Raw genomic sequence first — 19,807 nt, 5'->3', positions numbered from 1 at the left:
CAAATCTTAAAAAGATAAAAATTAATACAGCTGGAAAGGAAAAGAGAGAACAGATAATTCATCATATCCGCAATAAAAGTAAAGTAAATAACGTATAGACTTTACATTGATAAAGCCTATCGAAATAAAGCTTTCCGTTTGTAAAGTGTGGAGAAAAAAGTTTATAAAGAAAAATTTGATGATTCATGGAGGGTAAAAATTAACGGGAACAGAGATAATCAGAGTAGTATGGATAAAATCTTCGACGGTTTTGGGGCTTCCCCAGCAGTTGACGATCCCAGATTCTCAGCTTTGTATCATTTTTGGCAATATTTTTGAAAATGCCGTCAACGCGTGGGAATAAAAAAAAGAAAAGAAATTTTTCGTGTTTGTTGTGAGAATGAAGACAATCAAATGGTGTTAGCTGTTGATAATTCGACCGATGCTATGCAACGGATCGAACTGGGGACTAATAAGGAGATCAGTTCAATTTGGAATGGATAACTTTAAGCAATCTGAAAGAAGCCTAGATGTGATTAATTTCTCCTCAGACTGATCTCCCTTGTTATACGTTTTTATTCATTTCTGCTATACTTGAAAGACAAAATGGCATGAGGAGTGGATAAATATGGAAGAGACTGTATTCTTTAACTTAGGCAATGCGATCGCCGCTAAGCGCGACCCGAAAGAGCTTATGAAGGAAGCGCAGATTGTCAAAGACAATCGTGATCCACTAGGGAAATTAGTAATTGTGGAAGGTGAAGGAAAAGATTCGCTCATCTTGTTTGACTTAGCGGATCAGGAAGAGCCTTCAGAAAAAACGGAAGCTTTTAAAGTGAAAAAGATTATTGAATAATTCAGGAATCCTTTGCCGAATAAGCGAAGGATTCTTTTTTATGAGTAAAAATTGTAAATTTTATCTATTTAGATATTGATAGATCGGCGTTTATTGGGATATCTCTTATTATATAAGAATTATTCTATAACTTAAACGGATATTAAATTTCTGAACTGGAAAAGGCTCGCCAAAAAGCGTATGTTATTTTTGTAAAGTTAGAAAGCGCAAATAAAGGTCCATGTGGTGACTGGCCATCATCTATAATTTTTGGATCAAACGAGAAAAGTAGAATATCAATCAGAATAGGAGAAAAAGAGATGAAAGAATATGGATTAAGTGAACGGCAGCTCTTCAGTCTGACACGCAAAAACTTAGAAAAACGCATCAATCACTATTATCATGACACGAATGACGGCAATGGCGCGATCGAATTATTGGTAGCGCTTCAGGTGCGAGATGAACTATGCGAAAAGGATTTTTCTTTTATGCTGCCAGAATTGGTAAAGCACATCTTTATGCATACACGATCTTCCGCCGTGTTGCGGGAGCTTTACATGTATTTCGCGGAGTATTTCGAGAAGAAAGAATGGCGTTTATTACAAATCAAGCTGTTTCCAGCGAAAACCTATACAGCGATTACCGAAAAGCTGAAGGGCTTGTTTACCCAATTTATCGAGGCACCATTGGCAGGGTTGGCTGGCTCGCTTCAGTGAGTTGAATAGGGAAAAAAACGAAAGAAAGGAAGGGATTCTATGAAAGTCACACCATCGGCACTGGCACTTGATGCCGAATTCGGCAGAAGCGATGGCAGATCTCATCATCTGCGCTTCAAAGATTTTGATCCGACAAAAAACGCGGACGAAATTAGAGCCGCAATGTCAAAATTGACCAAGTTAAGCATTTTCGATAAGAACGATGTCAGCCTATTTGATGAAGTCCGCCATGCGACGGTGATCGAAAAGCGAGAAAAAGAAATTTTCGACAAAAAGAAGGAAACCGATACAGAACCGGCAGCAGCAGAATCAGTAAAAGAATCGGTCCAACCAAAAGCAGAACCCTTTACTCAGGTGCAAGAGCCTGTTAAACATATAGCGAAAATTGAAGCAGTAGAAAATATTCGTATTCCCGAAGACTTGAATATTACCAATGATTATTCACAGTCCGGTTGGTTGATCCAAACGATTGAATTACCGATGGGAATCAATTCGTGTGATATTAGTGAAAACCAGGTATTTTTACTATTAAATACTTGTTTGCCAGCGGGAAGTGCTTTGGAAACTATCGAAGCGGATTATCAAGCTATCCCGGCAAAGCTAATCATTACCGCAAAATTACAGGAAGACGAACCGGAGCTAGAGACCGTAATGACCTCAAACAAAGAATCACCACCAATAAAACCGATGAAAAGGCGAAAAAGGCTGCTCGAACGCGTTCGAAAACGTGAGTAAAAAGCTGATTCAGTCTTATCTCAGAGCCAGTATGGGGATGAGGTGGAGCGGAGAATACTCAAAGAACCGGTTATCAGGAGCGTGTCTGGATTCGATTGACCTCTTCAACAGGATATTTCTTCCAAATTTGTTTTGATTCTCGAGACAGAATATTCGACTCATTCAAACTTTTTTAATACTCTAAAAGAAAAAAGATTTGAGGGAGATTCGATGATTATACTAGCGGTTGAAATAGATCAGGATAATACGAAGGTCCAATTTGATGAGCAGAGAAAAATAATGATTTATCGCGACCTGAAAGCGGCGCCGACTTTAAAAAATGATGTGATACTGGTGTACTTCAAAGGGCGTGAAGCACTGGCGGTTGACTACGGTCAGAAAATCGATAAAAACACCTTGAAGGCTGCGGATAATCTGGTGACGATCAGCGTTCCGTGGGATATCGAGGCAAAGGATCTCGCTCAACAAATGCTTGATGTTTGGCAAGGCAACGCGTTGAAGACGACGGGTTTATTTGAGATGCAAAAGATTGCGGCTAATCATTTTCCGGTCGCAGCGAAGTATCAAAAAGAATTGTTTGAAATTCTAGCGACGTTTGGTTATGAGAATGAGAAGGTCAAAAAGAAACCCGCTAAGGCTCAGCATCGTTGGAATAAGAAAGTCAGCGAGATTCCATTTTATATTGATTACAACGATTCAACAGGAGAAGTCGTTTGGCAAAAACGCAATGAGATGGTGTTGAAGGCTGGCGCTAAGCTGAAGCAGGAAATGCCCTTGAACAAGGATGGTTCAGTGGGGTTTAGTGCGCGTTTAACTGAGAAACTGCGTGCCGATTATGCAGATAAAATCTCAAATTTCACGACAACGGAAGATATCGTATTAAAAAGCGTGAATGAGGTTGGTATCTTTCTTTATTATGCCGGGACCAATGGCTGGCTCGTGTTGAAGGATAAAGATGGTAAAACGATTGATGAATATACAGTAGTGAAATAGTGCAGCATCTGAGTTACGCAAAAAAGGGAGTTGGTTCGTGAAGGAATCAATTCCCTTTTTGTTTGAAAAAAAATACGGGGAATTTTTTAAGCAAGTCTCATTTATGGTTGACAGTATTTCATATTGAAAATGCCGGTATCAAAGGAGTACTATCAAAGAAAAGAGTAAAAGGAGCGGTTTGTGTGAAGATAGCGATCATTTACTACAGCAAGACAGGGCAGACGAAAGAGATGGCGGAGATTATTGCGGAAGGTATGCGGGAGGCTGGCGGCGAAGTTAGACTATTTTCCGTGGAGGAGGCGATCGATCAGGATTATTTATCAGCCTGTGACGGGATCGTATTTGGTACACCGACGCATATGGCAACTAGCGCCTGGCGCATGAATCAATGGTTGATGGAGGATAGCTATCCTGTATCTTTTGCTGGTAAATTGGGCGGATGTTTTGCGACGGCACATTACGCACAGGGCGGCAGCGACAGTGCGATACTTTCGATACTGGGAATGCTGCTGGTTAGAGGGATGTTGGTGTATTCCAGCGGTTCCGCCTTTGGTCAATCTTTCATCCATCATGGTCCGGTGGCTTTGGATGCAGTAGGGAATCATTATGAGGAAGCCAAAGACACCTTTAAAATTTTTGGTCAACGTTTTGCGGAAAAGGCGATCGAACTATTTGAGAAATAAAATAAACTGAGGTAGAAGAATCACGTGATTCTCCTACCTCAGTTTTTTCTTATAAATCTAAATATTTAGCTAAGTATTCAGCCATACCGTCTTCGCTGTTTGGTTTTTCAGTGATATCATCGGCAACAGACTTCAATTGATCTGTTCCGTTTACCATCGAAACTCCCCAACCGGCAAATTTTAGCATGTCTACATCATTGTGCTCGTCACCGAATGCGATGATATCTTCCTGCTTCAAACCAAAATTATCAATGACCCGTTTCAAACCATGGGCTTTTTGAATCCCCTTAGCAACGACTTCCAGTACCGGGTTTGGTCCGCCCCAAGTATTGACCTCGACTTCATGTCCGAATTGCTGCTTCAATTCTTCAGAAACACTGCCGACATTTTCCGGCTGGCTGCGTAATAGAACTGAAGTGGGGTTAGTGCGTAGGGTATTGACGGTCAGCAGATTATCATTTGTCGCAAAGTCGCTGGCAAAGAAATGCTGGTCAAAGAAATTCAAGTCATCGATAAAGAAGGTCTCGCGGTTCTCCGCGGCGATGAAATCTAGTTTTAGGTTTTTCTTTTCTGCCATCATATCAAAGACGATCTTCCGATTAACAGACGTTTCTTGCTCCCCATCCCATTTTTTTCCGGGCATGTGAACAAGGGCGCCATTAAAGTTAATCATTGGCATTGTTAACTGTAATTCTTGATAAAAGTTTTTACTCATGCGATATGGACGACCGGTTGCAATCACCACAGAGTGACCATCTTCAATCGCACGGCGCAGAGTTTTTGCGGTTTTATCAGTAATTTTAGAATCTTGATTTAGCGTCGTTCCATCTAAATCAATAGCGATCAATTTTTTCATAAAAACTCCTACTTTGTATTATTGGATTCTCAGAACTTATAACATTCTGCTACTCCTGTATAGGCAGAAAGCAGAAATGACATCCTCATTTCAATTTGTTTCAGTCTAGCACATCTGTTGGAAAACGCAACCGAAGCACTTTAAAAAGATCAAACTATTAGAAAATTTTCAAAATCGTTGAGGGAAGAAAAACGCCTTTTTGAGTGGATTCTGCTATAGTATAGAAATAAAATAGGACGAGAAAGGGGATTCAAAAAAATGAAGATTAATTGGCGGCGGAATCTGTTGATTTCATGGATTGGGTGTTTTTTTACTGGTGCCAGCTTCAGTTTGGTAATGCCCTTTTTACCAGTCTATATTGAACAGTTGGGAACACCTAAGAATCAAGTCGAATTATTTTCAGGTCTGGCAATCTCAGTTACGGCTTTTGCGGCGGCGATCGTCGCTCCGATCTGGGGCAACTTAGCCGATCGGAAAGGCAGACGACTAATGATGGTCCGAGCGGCTGCCGGCATGACGATCACGATGGGGTCATTGGCCTTTGTCTCAAATGTATATTGGTTATTGATCATGCGTTTTATGACGGGGGTACTTTCAGGTTATGCGCCGAACGCGACGGCGATGATTGCTTCCCAGGTGCCGCGACAACGAAGCGGCTGGGCATTAGGAACTCTTGCGACAGGCGGTGTTGCCGGTAACTTGATCGGTCCATTGCTTGGCGGGCTGCTGGCTCAATGGTTTGGTTTGCGAAATGTTTTTATTATTACGGGAATTATTCTATTATTGGTGACTGTCTTAACGATTTTTATGGTGAAGGAAGAGTTCGAACCGATCGAAAAGGGAGATGTCATCAGCACAACCGAGCTGCGCAAGCGGATCAACTACATGCCCATTCTGATTGGCTTATTTATCAGTTCTTTAATTTTACAAGTCGGCGCAACCAGTATCAGTCCGATATTGACCCTATACATTCGGGACCTTAGCGGATCCAGCAGCAATGCTCTGGTCATCAGCGGGTTCATTGTTTCAGTTGCAGGTGTCTCGGCGGTGGCTTCTTCACCAACGTTGGGAAGAGTTGGTGATAAGATTGGAAATCATAAAGTTCTATTAGCTGGTTTAGTCCTGTCACTGTTTTGCTTCATTCCGATGGCCTTTGTAAAAACGCCGTTTCAGTTGGGTGTACTGCGTTTCTTCTTGGGATTTTCGACTGGAGCACTAATGCCTTCCATTAATACACTCATCAGTAAGATAAGTCCGCCGGAAGGAGTCAGTCGTATCTTCAGCTACAATCAAATGTTCAACAATTTCGGGCAGGTGATTGGACCAATGCTTGGTTCAACCGTCGCTCATTCAATGGGGTATCCGGCAGTGTTCCTTGTAACCAGCGCCTGTGTGTTTGGAAACATCATTTTGAGCTTGTTTAATTTCAGAAAGCTGCTGGTGACGAAGACGAAGATTTAAGTGAGTAGGAGCGAGCAGTTATTAATTGTAAATTAATAAGAAATCTTTAAATGTTCAGTAAATTAACAAATAACTTGACGAGAAAGAATTCTTTGCTAATAATTATCTTGCTTGGTTTAAACGCCGTTGTACTTTATTTCACTTAAAAATTATATATATTTTGGGCTGTACTAACACTCGAGTTGTTGCATAATCTAAGTGAAGGGAACGTATTTTAAAGGATTATGCAGAAGTGTTAGGGGAACAGGGAGGGGTACCCATGTTGAATGAAGAAATTATTTTGCAAGAATTGAAGACGTGTTACTTCCGCGAAGATGAAGAGGAAACTTCTGAGAAAACGAATTTTTTAATGGAAAATCTAGTGACGAAGATCGCTCCTTTATTTGAAAATGAGGATCAGATTTTTTGGTGTGGACACGAAAAGAGCGTAAATATTTGGGCCGCTACGCATGTGAAAAGTCCCGTATCCTTGCAACTATGGGATCTGTTTGGAGCCAGTGATGCGAAGTTCATTTTTCTGACTAATCAAAAAGCGGTTTATATCAATGTTATGCGAATGTTGGAAGAAGATAGCCTGACTTGTTACAGTGCGGACGAGGTTCACTCTATTTTAGGAGGCTACTACTGGACGAAGAAAAAGGATGAAATCTCTAGTAGAGCTGTCCGGATTGTAGCAGAAGAACACAGCGATTTTCATGCTTCCGTAAATATCTCGAATAATAGTTATAATGAGTTGGTAGAAAAAGTTCAAGAAGCGCCAGCTGGTCCGATCAAAGAGAAAATTATTATTTTAGACGATACTGATAGTATCAAAAAGTATCATTCAACTGCTTCTCAGCGAAGAAGCTGGTCAAAAACGAATATCTAGTTGTTTAGTTAAAACTATAAAAGAAAGACTGCCCAGGCGGACAGCCTTTCTTTTTGTTCTATAATCGTTTAAGAACTAAATATGCCAGGTTTACGATTTTCATCAAAGGAGGGGAATTCAATTTCACGGAGTTACTAAAAATGAATGAAAAAAAGTGAGCTAAACGATTTTGGGCGGTCCTTTGAAAAGTTCAGTCAGGTAGAATATATTTTGACGAGAAAAATAGAATTGATTTGAAATAAACAAAAAACCAGTTACAATAAAGTAACTGGTTTTGTCTATGCTTCGGCTTTTTTTGGTGAAACAAAATGCACAGCAATAAGTGCAATAACTCCAACAATAAGCGAAATGATCGTAGATAATTCGAAGTTATAAGAACCACTTTGCAAGGCACCGCCTAGATAACAAACGGCTTGTCCAATTGCGAAAGCCCAAAATAGTGTAACTAGATATTTCATCAAGAGCACCTCTTTTCGCAAGATTATCTAGGTTCAGTTTAGCATTTTTTTTGAAAATGTAAAGAAAAGTCCTGTGAAAATAAGTGGAAAATATAAAATAGACAGTAAGTGAGCAGCAATCGAGTTTTAGCTGTAGAATATTCATGCTATACTTACTAGCTGGCTCGATAGAATAATAGAAAAAATAAATACATTTAAATAGGAGGAAATCATGCAAATCCCACAACTTTATACGAAAACTTCCTATTCACTATTAAGAAGCACCTTAACGATCAATGAGTATGTGAAATCCGCGAAGGCTCGTGGCTATTCCGCAATAGCGATCACTGATGAGAATGTGTTGTATGGCGCGGTGGAATTTTTCCAAGCTTGTAAGAAGTATCAGATGATTGGGATCATTGGCTTAGAGTTGGATTTTTATTTTGAGGAATCTGCCGAGCGTATCCTATTCTATGCGAAAAATGTTGCTGGATATCAAGAATTGATGCGGTTATCCAGTACTCGCATGATGGCGGAAAAGCCGCTGACTTTAACAGAATACAAAATCAATGGAGAAAATCTAATCACCGTTTTACCAGTAAATCGTTTATATGATCCTAGCGAGGGCGTCCTTTCTCAGATTGCGGAATTCATCAATGGCGAATTTTACTTAGGCATCACTCCCGCGACAAAAGTATCGCTGTTACCGGAAAATATGCCGCAACTAGCTATTCATGAAGTGGCATATCTGGAATCAACTCAGGCTTTTGCGATCAAAGTCATGGATCATATCCAAAACGGCACGCAACTGCCGCGGGAAGAATTGAGCAATCAGCTGGGGGCGAATTATCTAGTTGGCATGCAGGAGTTGGTTGACGGTTTTGATAATAATGAAGAGGCATTAGTGAATGCTCAAAAGCTGGTTGAAGTTTGTCAATTTGATCTGCCTTTGCATCAAAAACTATTGCCCCATTATCCAGTGCCTACGCAGCAGACGGCGGATGCTTATCTGCAAGAGCTGTGCTGGCAGAAATTACCGGAGCGGATCAGCGATGTGACTGAGGAATATCGGCAACGATTGACTCGTGAGCTAGGGATCATCCATAACATGGGGTTTGATGATTATTTCTTGATCGTCTGGGACGTGATGGATTATGTACATCGCAGCAAGATCGTTTCTGGTGCTGGTCGTGGTTCGGCAGCAGGATCATTGGTTGCCTACGTGTTGAGCATCACGGATGTGGATCCAATCAAATACAATCTTTTGTTTGAACGGTTCTTGAATCCTGAACGAAATAGCATGCCCGATATTGATCTGGATATTCCTGACAATCGCCGGAACCAAGTTTTGCATTATGTCCATGAGAAGTATGGACATTTCCATGTTTCACAGATCGCGACTTTTGGAACGATGGCGGCGAAAATGGTCTTACGAGATGTCGGTCGTGTCTTCGGCTTATCCCAAAGTGAAGCGAATCGTTGGTCGAAAGCAATTCCGAATCAATTAAAGATTACCTTGCGTGAAGCCTATGATAAATCAGAACCCTTGAAACGATTGGTCGCACATGATGAACGCAGCAATCTACTATTCCAAACAGCGTTGGCCTTGGAAGGTTTGCCGCGGCATGTCTCCACTCATGCAGGCGGTGTCGTGATTAGTGATGTGAACTTGATCGAAGTCGTTCCGCTGCAAAACGGCTCTGAAGATATTTTACTAACGCAATTCACCATGTCTGACGTGGAAGCCATCGGTCTGCTAAAGATGGACTTCTTGGGGTTGCGTAATCTTTCAATTATTGATAATGCGCAGCAAAATATTCGCCGAGTGTATCATGAAGAAATAGATCTGAAAAATATTCCGCTAGATGATCCAGAAGTACTCGCTTTGTTCCAGCGTGGTGAAACGAGTGGTGTCTTTCAATTTGAATCCGCTGGTATCCGTAAAGTTCTGCGCAATCTTCATCCAGACTCTTTTGAAGATATTGTCGCGGTCAATGCTTTATATCGTCCAGGTCCGATGCAAATCATCGATCAGTTTATCGCTCGGAAAAGCGGCAAGGAGCAAGTTAGCTATCCAGATAGTTCCGTTCAGGAAATTCTGGCGCCGACCTATGGCTTCATCGTTTATCAAGAACAGATCATGCAGGTGGCCGCTCAGATGGCTGGCTTCAGCTTAGGTGAAGCCGATATATTGCGGCGGGCTGTCAGCAAAAAGAAAAAAGAGTTATTAGATGAAGAAAGACGTCATTTTGTCGGTGGCGCCATCGGCCGAGGACATAGTCAAAAAAGTGCTGAAGAAGTGTACGATTACATCGAACGCTTTGCCAACTATGGGTTCAACCGATCTCACTCAGTAGCTTACAGCTTCGTTGGCTATCAGATGGCGTATATGAAGGTTCATTATCCTGGCGCTTTTTACACGGCACTGATGCAATCGGTACGAAATGATCCGAAGAAACTGCGGGAATATATTGCCGAAGCAGATCGAGCAGGTGTGAAATTACTAGCACCAGATATTAATCGCAGCAGCTATAGTTTCACTCTAGTAGAAAAAGACTTGATTCGTTTTGGTTTGGATGCGATCAAAGGAATGCGCCGTGATTTCGTCAGCGACATTTTGACGACTCGCAAAGAGGAAGGACCATTCAAATCGCTGGATCAATTCTTATTACGGATCGAATCACGCTGGCTGAAGAATGAATACATCGCACCGTTAATTTTCATCGGCGCTTTTGATGAGCTTCATCCGAATCGACGAGAGCTGGCTGATGGTTTGGAAGGTAAGATTCAAAACGTCCAGTACAGTGGCGGCAGTATGTCGTTACTAGATGTGATGAGTCTCAAAGAGCGACCATCGGAGGATTTTTCACTGGCTGAGCGCTTGAATTACGAAGAACAATACCTCGGTCTGTATGTATCTGGTCATCCGACTGAAAATTATCCTAAACTGTTGAAACAAAAGGATTTACAGCCAATTACCGAGCTGTCTGTCGGGAGTCATGGAAAAATTCTCTTCTATTTAAAAGATGTTCGTGAGATACGCACAAAAAAAGGCGAACAGATGGCTTTCCTGACAGGAAACGATCAAAGTGGCGAGATTTCCTTAACCGTCTTTCCACAAACCTATCGCCGCCTGCGTAATGAGCTTGAGTTGGAAAAAGTTTATCTTGTTCAAGGCAAGGTAGAACGCAGCAAATACGATCAAGCGATTCAGCTATTAGTCGAAGAAATGATTTCTGCCCAAATCGCTGAGGACGACATCAGTGATAAGAAACTATTCCTGCGTGTGCAGACTGACAAAGATTCTCCCGAAATTCAGCAAGGAATTGCCGAAAGACTTCAATTATCACCAGGAAAAGTTCCGGTTGTGATCTATTATGAAAAAAATCGCCGGAAGATTGTGCTGGATAGAAAGTTTTGGGTGGGGGTTAATGACACCCTCATAAATGCTTTAAGTGACATATTAGGGGAACAAAACGTCGTAATAAGATGATTTCTTGTAACTTTCAAAAACTTTTTGCAAAATCCGAACTTTTCCCATAGACATCCCAAGACTTTTGGGATGTTTTTTGGTAGAATGTACCATGAATTAAACGATGTATGTTTTTTCGAGAATATTTATGAGGTGAGAAAATGAAACGCATTGGAATTTTAACAAGTGGAGGAGACGCTCCCGGAATGAACGCAGCGGTTCGCGCCGTCGTTCGTAAAGCGATTTTTGAAGGCATGGAAGTTTATGGCATCAATTATGGTTTTGCCGGTCTAGTTGCTGGAGATATTCGTCGTTTAGATGTTGCTGATGTCGGCGACAAGATCCAACGAGGCGGAACTTTCCTATATTCAGCTCGTTACCCAGAATTTGCTACTGAAGAAGGGCAATTAAAAGGGATCGAACAATTGAAAAAATTCGGTATTGAAGGATTAGTAGTCATCGGTGGTGACGGATCTTACCATGGTGCGATGGCCTTGACGAAACATGGCTACCCAGCTGTCGGTATTCCAGGAACAATCGATAATGATATCCCAGGAACGGACTTCACAGTCGGTTTTGATACAGCGATCAATACAGTCTTGGAATCTGTTGACCGTATCCGTGATACAGCGACTTCACACGTTCGTACGTTTGTTATCGAAGTAATGGGACGCAATGCTGGAGATATCGCTTTATGGTCTGGTGTTGCCGGTGGAGCTGACGAAATCGTTATCCCTGAACATGAGTTCGATATGGAACGTATTGCTAAGAAAATCCAAGCTGGCCGTGACCGTGGGAAGAAACATTGCTTGATCATCTTGGCTGAAGGCGTAATGGGCGGAAATGAATTCGCTGATAAATTAGCTGAATATGGCGATTTCCATACACGTGTCAGTGTATTGGGTCACGTTGTCCGCGGCGGTTCACCAAGCGCTCGCGACCGTGTATTAGCCAGCAAATTTGGTTCATATGCCGTTGATTTATTGTTAGAAGGCAAAGGCGGATTATGTATCGGTATCCTAGACAACGAAGTAACTGCTGCAGATATCGTTGATACATTAGAAAACAATAAACACAAACCTGACTTGTCTCTATACAATTTGAATCACGAAATCTCATTTTAATCTCGTTAATATTAGTGAAAAGCTATATATTATAAACAATCAAGAATGGAGCGTATTACGTAATGAAAAAAACGAAGATCGTTAGTACATTAGGACCAGCAAGTAACACAGTAGAAACAATTTCTCAATTAATCGAAGCTGGTGCTAACGTGTTCCGTTTCAACTTCTCACACGGAGATCACGAAGAACAACTTACACGTATGAACATGGTTCGTGAAGCTGTCGAAAAAACTGGTAAAGATGTTGGTATCCTTTTAGATACTAAAGGTGCTGAAATCCGTACAACTGTTCAAGATACAACAGATGCAGATTACGGCCGCGCTGGCTATATCGAATTCAACGTTGGTGACAAGACTCGTATCTCTATGGACCCAGAACACAAAGGTTCAAAAGAAAAGATCGCTGTTACTTACCCAGGACTATACGACGATGCTCATATCGGCGGACACATCTTATTCGATGATGGCTTGATCGACATGGAAATCATCGACAAAGACGAAGCAAACCGTGAATTGATCATGTTAGTTAAAAATGCTGGTATGCTAGGTTCTCGTAAAGGTGTGAATGCTCCTGGTATCTCAATCAACTTGCCTGGTATCACTGAAAAAGATGCAGACGATATCCGCTTTGGTCTAGATAACGATATCAACTTTATCGCTGCAAGTTTTGTACGTAAAGCACAAGACGTTCTTGACATTCGCGAAATCCTTGAAGAAAAAAATATGACACACGTGCATATCTTCCCTAAAATCGAATCACAAGAAGGTATCGATAACATCGACGAAATCATCAAAGTTTCTGATGGTATCATGATCGCTCGTGGGGATATGGGTGTTGAAATCGCGCCTGAACTTGTACCTATGGTTCAAAAACGTATCATCAAAAAATGTAACTACGCTGGTAAACCAGTTATCACAGCGACTCAAATGTTAGAATCAATGCAAGAAAACCCACGTCCAACACGTGCGGAAGCATCTGACGTTGCCAACGCTGTATTTGACGGAACTGACGCTACAATGCTTTCTGGTGAATCTGCAAATGGTAAATACCCAGTTGAAGCTGTTGGCACAATGGCTCGTATCGATATGGAAGCTGAAGCTGCATTGTCAGAATTAGGTTCATTCCAAATCAACGAATTTGACAAATCAAACGTAACTGAAACAATCGGTTTATCTGTTGCTCGCGCTGCGAAAAACTTAGGCGTTAAAACAATTGTTGCCGCAACTGAATCAGGTCACACTGCTCGTATGATCTCTAAATACCGTCCAGATGCAGACATCTTGGCTGTAACCTTCGACGAACATACAAAACGCAGCTTGATGGTTAACTGGGGTGTTTACCCAACAGTTGCTGAAAAACCAACAACAACTGACGATATGTTCGACTTGGCAGCTCAAAAAGCTGTTGACCTAGGTTTTGCTAAAGAAGGCGACTTGATCTTGATCACTGCTGGTGTACCAGTTGGTGAACGTGGAACGACAAACGTTATGAAAGTTCAAATGATCGGTTCTAAATTATTACAAGCTCAAGGTATTGGTGAATCAACAGTTGTTGCTCACGCAGTAGTTGCTAGAAATGCTGAAGAAGCAATCAAAAAAGCCAAAGATGGTATGGTCCTAGTTGTTCCTACAACAGACAAAGACTACATGCCTGCAATCGAAAAAGCTGCTGCTTTGATCGTTGAAGATGGTGGATTGACTTCACACGCTGCTGTTGTCGGTATCGCTCAAGATATTCCAGTAGTCGTTGGTGCAGATGGTGCTACTTCAACAGTCGTTGATGGCGAATTAGTTACTGTTGACCCTCGTCGTGGTATCGTGTACCGTGGACAAACAACTGCGATCTAAGGTTTAGATTGTTGTTCTGAAAAGGAAATGTGGGGACTGCGGCATTTTATGTCACAGTCCTTTTCTATGAGGAATACAGGGGATGGAGCATTGTCCGTATATTTGCGATACACGTTTGTTAGCTAGCTCATAAAATAGATAGAAATTTTCATCTTAATGCTCAGAAGCTGGACGAGCTCATAAAGCTTTTAAGTTGTCTGGCTTCTCGAACTAGATTTTTCAGCAATAAGCGAAGATAATTCGAAATCTGAGAACCGATTTAGAATTATTTTAGTCTTATTGCTGTGAGACACAGCGAATGGTTTTTGAGCTGCTGTGGAACAGTACCTACTTGGTGTTCAAAATCTGACCGAGTTCGTCCAGCCTTTCGTAATGTCCAGCTTTCTGAGCTAGCTTTATCGACATTAAGCGAAAATTTATATAAATCTGAAAAAACGATTTTTATAAATTTTAGTCTTAATGCTCAAAAGCTGACCCAGCTCATAAAGCTTTTAAGGGTGTCAAGAAAATTTCATTGACAAAGGTTTTTTCCACCTGTATAATATCGATTGTTGCTTAGAGGTGATGAATAATGAAATGGTCGATTGGCGAATTGCGCCGCTACAAAGAAGAAGCACTAAATTTTTCAGAAACGATCGATGTGAATGAGGCATTGACAGCCCGAGACAATGAGATTTTAGCGGTAGCTCCGGTTACTGTAGAAGGTATTTTGTCTGTCGGAAAAAATGAATATATTTTACATTATCGTTTGAAAACGAATGTAACTGTTCCTTCAGCCCGCTCCTTGGAACCAGTTGATCTTCCGCTTGATCTTTCAGTGGACGAAGTATTCATGACACGGGAGCAATGGTCTTCAATGGAAGAAGAAAGAGACGAAGAGATCCTTGTCCTAGACAATGATACGATCGACTTAACCGATTCTATCGAAGATAACATTTTATTAGCGATTCCGCTGCAAGTCTTTACTGAAGAGGAATTGGCTTCTGCTGATTTACCAAAAGGAAACGATTGGGAAGTTGTCAGTGAGGAAGAATATTTGCAGAAAAAAGAGGAATCAGCTGAAGCAATTGATCCTCGTCTTGCGAAATTATCTGAATTATTCAATGAATCTGAGGATGACAAGTAAGATTGGAATAAAATGTATCAGTAAATGATACTTCATTTTATAAGGAGGTGTAACACCCAATGGCAGTACCAGCTAGAAAAACATCAAAAGCTAAAAAGAACAAACGTCGTACTCACTACAAATTAACCATCAAAGGATTAAACGAATGTCCAAACTGTGGCGAAATGAAGAAGAGCCATCACGTATGTGCCAACTGCGGCTACTATGATGGAAAAGATGTTATGTCTAAAGAAGAAGCATAAGCACTTTTTAATAGAGAAAGTCAAAACCTTGAGACTAACCATGGAGTCTCGAGGTTTTTTTCTTGGAATGAATCAGGCTGAATTTTGTCATAATTACGAAAATTCTACTATTTTTATAAGGATTGTCTCGCATTATGAACGCTTTTTGGATTAAAAACACTATTCATTTTCCATTCTCACTTTCTTAGGATATAATGAGAAACGTATTGAGTAATATAATAGACGATGACAGTTTCCCGTTCCGCTTGCAGGTTCTGTGTATTGATGGAATGGGTATGCCAGCAGTTATAAAGAAGTGCTAATCACTTCTTTATTGGTATGAGGTGGCTTTACTAGTCATTATTAAGAACTAGGAGGATAACTATGTCAAAACAACAATTCGGCGTCGTCGGCATGGCCGTGATGGGGAAAAATCTAGCTTTGAATATTGAAAGCCGCGGCTACTCGGTGGCTTTGTATAATCGGACTGGATCAAAAACAGAAGCGGTGGTTGCAGAACATCCAGAGCGCAACCTAAAAGCAACATTTTCAATTGAGGAATTTGTTGATTCAATTGAAAAACCGCGTCGTATCATGTTAATGGTGCAAGCAGGACCGGCAACTGATGCTACAATCCAATCACTATTACCACATTTAGATAAAGGCGATATTCTGATCGATGGAGGCAATACCTTCTTCAAAGATACGATTCGTCGTAATGAGGAATTAGCCAACTCAGGAATCAATTTCATCGGAACGGGTGTTTCCGGTGGTGAGAAAGGTGCCTTAGAAGGCCCTTCAATGATGCCTGGCGGACAAAAAGAAGCGTATGACTTAGTTGCTCCGATTTTTGAACAAATCGCCGCTAAAGCTGAAGATGGTGAACCGTGTGTGACTTATATCGGTGCAAACGGAGCAGGTCACTATGTGAAAATGGTCCACAACGGAATCGAATACGGGGACATGCAGTTGATCGCCGAATCCTATGACTTGATGCAAAACTTATTAGGTCTTTCAGTTGATGAAATGGCTGACGTCTTCGCTGAATGGAATAAAGGCGAATTAGACAGCTACCTGATCGAAATTACAGCAGATATTCTGACTCGTAAGGACGACGAAGGTACCGATAAAGCTATCGTGGATGTAATCAAGGATGCCGCTGGTAATAAAGGAACAGGTAAATGGACTTCACAAAGCGCATTGGACTTAGGTGTACCACTGCCATTGATCACTGAATCTGTTTTTGCTCGTTTCATCTCTGCCTATAAAGACGAACGTGTTGCTGCCAGCAAAGTTCTTGCAGGACCAGCTCCTTATAAATACGATGGTGACAAAAAAGAATTGATCGAAAAAATCCGTGAAGCATTATACTTCAGCAAAATCATGAGTTATGCTCAAGGTTTCTCTGAATTACGAGCTGCATCAAAAGAATTCGGTTGGGACTTACCATTTGGCGATATCGCGAAAATCTGGCGTGCCGGCTGTATCATTCGTGCTCGTTTCTTGCAAAAGATCACCGACGCTTATGAAAAGGATGCCGATCTTGCAAATCTGATGCTTGATGATTACTTCAAAGAAATTACTGACAAATATCAACAAGCTGTTCGTGAAGTGGTTTCAATCGCTGTTCAAGCAGGTGTTCCCGTACCAACATTCTCATCTGCGATCACTTATTACGATTCTTACCGTGCTGAACGCTTACCAGCGAACCTGATCCAAGCACAACGTGATTACTTCGGCGCTCATACCTATGAACGTACAGACAAAGAAGGAATTTATCACTACAGCTGGTACCATGAAGAATAGCGAAGGTTATTTATAACATTAGCGATAACTAACTATAGCTTTTTGACAGGTTTAGCCCTATAATGATAGAGGTTTAATGAAATTCAACTAGGAAAGGAACTAAAAAAATGAGTAATATTCTGATCATTGAAGATGAGAAAAATCTAGCTCGTTTTGTCGAACTAGAATTGAAACACGAAGGCTATGATACAGAAGTTCATTATAATGGTAGAACAGGACTTGAAGCCGCTCTTGAAAGTGACTGGGATGCGATCTTACTTGACTTAATGTTGCCTGAATTAAACGGCCTGGAAGTTTGCCGTCGTGTTCGTCAGGTGAAGAATACACCGATCATCATGATGACAGCCCGTGACTCTGTGATTGACCGCGTTTCTGGTTTAGATCATGGTGCTGACGACTATATCGTCAAACCATTTGCGATTGAAGAACTGCTTGCGCGTCTGCGTGCTTTGCTTCGTCGAATTGATATTGAAGGCGATAAGAATGTTGCTAAACAAACGACGATTACTTATCGTGACCTAACGATCGAAAAAGAAAACCGTGTCGTGCGTCGCGGAAATGAAATCATTGAATTAACCAAACGTGAATACGAATTATTATTGACGCTTATGGAAAATGTCAACGTGGTTCTTGCCCGTGATGTTTTACTTAACAAAGTATGGGGCTACGAAACAGAAGTAGAAACCAACGTAGTCGATGTATACATTCGTTACCTGCGTAATAAAATTGATGTACCAGGCGAAGACAGCTATATCCAAACTGTCCGCGGTACTGGGTACGTTATGCGCTCATGAGAAAATTGATCAAGAAACAAAGAGAACTGAAAGGGCCCTCACTCACCATCAAGTGGGCCTTTACAAGTTCTTTCTTTATATTCGTCGTGTTTACGATCTTTGCGGTGATTACCTATAAATCCTCTGTGAATCTGATTGTGACGAAAGAAAGAAACAACGTTGAACGCACGATTTCTGAAGTTACTTCCCGCTTGGCGAATGCAGATGAGGAATTAACATTGGTTAATACCTATCGAACGTTGACTGAGACGGATGCCCGAGACAACGCCATGTACGATCAAAACATGACCTTAGAAGGCAACATGATGCGGATCGATGACTTTATCTCAGAGCTAGGACAGCGTCAACTGTCATTAGATATCTATAACTTGGACAAGAAACTGATATTCAAAACACAAAAAAATTATCAGCCTTTGGTTCAAACCAAACATAAAGAGCCAACGATTGTTACGGTCGATGAAAAGAACGGTTTTTTATCAGTAGAGCCAATCTATTCTAAGACAACCAGAGAGAAAATCGGTTATGCTCAAGTTTTTTACGAACTATCTGACTTTTACGAGATGCGCAGTAAGCTATTGCTGACATTGATCGTATTAGAGATCGTTTCATTACTTTTGAGTAGCTTTTTAGGCTTCTTGCTATCATCCTACTTCCTGAAGCCTGTCAAAATCCTGCGAGATACGATGGAGATTATTCGACAAGACCCGCAGGCCGAGGTCCATGTACCTGAGATCACCACGAATGATGAGCTGGCTGACTTGGCAGTCATCTTTAACGATGTGATTGATCGTATTCGGATGTATATCGAACAGCAGGAACAATTCGTGGAAGATGTTTCTCATGAACTAAGAACACCGGTTGCGGTAATCGAGGGGCATTTGAATATGTTGAACCGATGGGGGAAAGATGATCCAGAAATCTTAGATGAGTCAATTCAAGCCAGCCTGCAAGAACTGGTTCGCATGAAGAGTCTCGTACAGGAAATGCTTGATCTGTCTCGCGCGGAGCAGGTGGATGTTTATTATGGAAATGAAACATCAAAAGCCAAAGAAGTAACGAACCAAGTATTCAATAACTTTAAGCTACTTTATCCAGAATTTACTTTTACCTTAGATGATGATCTGGACGGCGAGAAAATTTTGAAGATTTATCGTAACCACTTAGAACAGATCATGATCATCATTTTGGATAATGCGGTGAAATATTCGACAGATCGAAAAGAAGTTCATCTTTCTATTTCGTCAACCCTGAATAAATTCGAAATTGCGATCCAAGACTTTGGTGAAGGAATTCCGGACGAAGATATCGATAAAGTGTTTAATCGTTTCTATCGAGTCGACAAAGCTCGTGCACGAACCAAAGGCGGAAATGGTTTAGGATTATCGATTGCGCATAAACTTTTAGAGAGCTACAAGGGAAGTATTAGTGTTGAAAGTTCTGTTGGTAAGGGTACGATCTTTAGAATAGTCATCCCAATGGTGGAGGAAAAAACAGCTGAGTAGAACTCGGCTGTTTTTTTATGCGAAAGTTCGGAATAGATTTAGATGAAGATAGCGTTATTTTTGTTTTAAAATCGAACGTTATTTTGGAGTTTTAAATGAACGTTCGAAAAATAAAAAAGATTGAAAAAAAGTGCAAAAAAGAGTTGCATTGCAGCTTGAAGATTGCTATATTATTAAATGTTCCCAAGAGAAAAAAACATCTCGAAAAAAATTAAAGATAATTGTTGACGGATGATAAATCTTGTGGTATTTTTATAAAGTCGCTTGAACGAAACACAAAGCAAACTTGTTTTTTTATCAAAAAGTTTTTAAATAAAAGTTGTTGACTTTCAATTAAAAACCTGATATGATA

Annotated in this window: 17 protein-coding genes; 15 read left to right on the top strand and 2 right to left on the bottom strand. The window is 40.9% G+C overall.

Going from position 1 to position 19,807, the window contains the following annotated elements:
- Positions 1–607 precede the first annotated feature (607 nt).
- The 5 genes from AC4J95_RS18140 (at position 608) to AC4J95_RS18120 (ending at position 3,941) form a co-directional block, all read left to right on the top strand.
- Positions 608–835 (top strand): hypothetical protein, encoded by a 228-nt coding sequence (locus AC4J95_RS18140; RefSeq protein ID WP_316402718.1) that lies wholly within the window; start codon positions 608–610, stop codon positions 833–835.
- 299 nt (positions 836–1,134) lie between these two features.
- Entirely contained in the window at positions 1,135–1,530 is a 396-nt protein-coding gene (locus AC4J95_RS18135) for a hypothetical protein (RefSeq protein ID WP_494551051.1), read from the top strand.
- A 39-nt stretch (positions 1,531–1,569) separates the two neighbouring features.
- Complete coding sequence (locus tag AC4J95_RS18130; RefSeq protein WP_494551050.1) at positions 1,570–2,265, top strand: DUF2922 family protein; 696 nt, start codon at positions 1,570–1,572, stop codon at positions 2,263–2,265.
- A 210-nt stretch (positions 2,266–2,475) separates the two neighbouring features.
- Complete coding sequence (locus tag AC4J95_RS18125; RefSeq protein ID WP_494551049.1) at positions 2,476–3,258, top strand: hypothetical protein; 783 nt, start codon at positions 2,476–2,478, stop codon at positions 3,256–3,258.
- Positions 3,259–3,440: 182 nt separating this feature from the next.
- Complete coding sequence (locus AC4J95_RS18120; RefSeq protein ID WP_494551048.1) at positions 3,441–3,941, top strand: flavodoxin family protein; 501 nt, start codon at positions 3,441–3,443, stop codon at positions 3,939–3,941.
- A 49-nt stretch (positions 3,942–3,990) separates the two neighbouring features.
- Here the strand turns inward: AC4J95_RS18120 and AC4J95_RS18115 are convergent, their stop codons facing one another.
- Entirely contained in the window at positions 3,991–4,797 is an 807-nt protein-coding gene (locus AC4J95_RS18115) for a Cof-type HAD-IIB family hydrolase (RefSeq protein ID WP_494551047.1), read from the bottom strand.
- Between the two features lie 258 nt (positions 4,798–5,055).
- On the opposite strand from AC4J95_RS18115, the gene AC4J95_RS18110 reads away from it, so the two are divergent.
- Positions 5,056–6,258, top strand: a complete 1,203-nt coding sequence (locus AC4J95_RS18110) for a multidrug efflux MFS transporter (RefSeq protein ID WP_494551046.1) — start codon at positions 5,056–5,058, stop codon at positions 6,256–6,258.
- Positions 6,259–6,517: 259 nt separating this feature from the next.
- Positions 6,518–7,126, top strand: a complete 609-nt coding sequence (locus AC4J95_RS18105) for a hypothetical protein (RefSeq protein WP_494551045.1) — start codon at positions 6,518–6,520, stop codon at positions 7,124–7,126.
- Positions 7,127–7,404: 278 nt separating this feature from the next.
- Here the strand turns inward: AC4J95_RS18105 and AC4J95_RS18100 are convergent, their stop codons facing one another.
- Complete coding sequence (locus AC4J95_RS18100) at positions 7,405–7,584, bottom strand: YjzD family protein (RefSeq protein ID WP_316402726.1); 180 nt, start codon at positions 7,582–7,584, stop codon at positions 7,405–7,407.
- A 211-nt stretch (positions 7,585–7,795) separates the two neighbouring features.
- On the opposite strand from AC4J95_RS18100, the gene AC4J95_RS18095 reads away from it, so the two are divergent.
- The 8 genes from AC4J95_RS18095 to AC4J95_RS18060 all read left to right on the top strand — a co-directional run bounded on the left by AC4J95_RS18095 (position 7,796) and on the right by AC4J95_RS18060 (position 19,455).
- Positions 7,796–11,056: a DNA polymerase III subunit alpha gene (locus AC4J95_RS18095; protein WP_494551044.1), complete on the top strand. Its 3,261-nt coding sequence runs from the start codon at positions 7,796–7,798 to the stop codon at positions 11,054–11,056.
- Positions 11,057–11,196: 140 nt separating this feature from the next.
- On the top strand, positions 11,197–12,159 hold the full coding sequence (pfkA, locus tag AC4J95_RS18090; RefSeq protein ID WP_494551043.1) for a 6-phosphofructokinase: 963 nt from the start codon (positions 11,197–11,199) through the stop codon (positions 12,157–12,159).
- A gap of 62 nt (positions 12,160–12,221) precedes the next feature.
- Complete coding sequence (pyk, locus tag AC4J95_RS18085; RefSeq protein ID WP_494551042.1) at positions 12,222–14,006, top strand: pyruvate kinase; 1,785 nt, start codon at positions 12,222–12,224, stop codon at positions 14,004–14,006.
- 571 nt (positions 14,007–14,577) lie between these two features.
- Positions 14,578–15,132, top strand: a complete 555-nt coding sequence (locus tag AC4J95_RS18080; RefSeq protein ID WP_494551041.1) for a YceD family protein — start codon at positions 14,578–14,580, stop codon at positions 15,130–15,132.
- 59 nt (positions 15,133–15,191) lie between these two features.
- On the top strand, positions 15,192–15,374 hold the full coding sequence (gene rpmF, locus AC4J95_RS18075) for a 50S ribosomal protein L32 (RefSeq protein ID WP_316402731.1): 183 nt from the start codon (positions 15,192–15,194) through the stop codon (positions 15,372–15,374).
- Positions 15,375–15,737: 363 nt separating this feature from the next.
- Positions 15,738–17,159, top strand: a complete 1,422-nt coding sequence (gnd, locus tag AC4J95_RS18070; protein WP_494551040.1) for an NADP-dependent phosphogluconate dehydrogenase — start codon at positions 15,738–15,740, stop codon at positions 17,157–17,159.
- Positions 17,160–17,266: 107 nt separating this feature from the next.
- Positions 17,267–17,953: a response regulator transcription factor gene (locus AC4J95_RS18065; RefSeq protein WP_010740068.1), complete on the top strand. Its 687-nt coding sequence runs from the start codon at positions 17,267–17,269 to the stop codon at positions 17,951–17,953.
- On the top strand, positions 17,950–19,455 hold the full coding sequence (locus AC4J95_RS18060) for a HAMP domain-containing sensor histidine kinase (RefSeq protein WP_316402733.1): 1,506 nt from the start codon (positions 17,950–17,952) through the stop codon (positions 19,453–19,455). The genes AC4J95_RS18065 and AC4J95_RS18060 overlap by 4 nt, the downstream gene beginning before the upstream one ends.
- The last annotated feature ends 352 nt before the right edge of the window (positions 19,456–19,807 follow it).

It is taken from the genome of Enterococcus sp. GPZ-007, from assembly GCF_059374735.1.
The sequence above is the reverse complement of the archived record's forward strand: the minus strand, read 5'-3'. Positions and strand labels throughout refer to the sequence as shown.